Raw genomic sequence first — 215 nt, 5'->3', positions numbered from 1 at the left:
CGTTCGACATGCGGCATATGGCTCAGACGGATCAGTCCCTCACGATACCAGCGATGGGTCAGCGCCTCGCCATACGGATTGAAGAAGATCGACAGCCGATGACCAAGCGCCTCCTGCTCGCTGACCCAGTCGATGAACCGCTCAAGCTGCGCCCGGTCGGCCGCCAGCGTCGCCGCGTCGTCGACCCGCTTGCTGAACGGACAGTACGGGCAGGC

Annotated in this window: 1 pseudogene; it reads right to left on the bottom strand. The window is 64.2% G+C overall.

Features of this window, described 5'->3' with window-relative positions:
• Positions 1–215: pseudogene (locus tag PA598K_RS35625) on the bottom strand (STM4011 family radical SAM protein); the annotation flags it as partial.

The sequence above is a fragment of the Paenibacillus sp. 598K genome, assembly GCF_003851045.1.
Taxonomy (GTDB): Bacteria; Bacillota; Bacilli; order Paenibacillales; family Paenibacillaceae; genus Paenibacillus_D.
The sequence above is the reverse complement of the archived record's forward strand: the minus strand, read 5'-3'. Positions and strand labels throughout refer to the sequence as shown.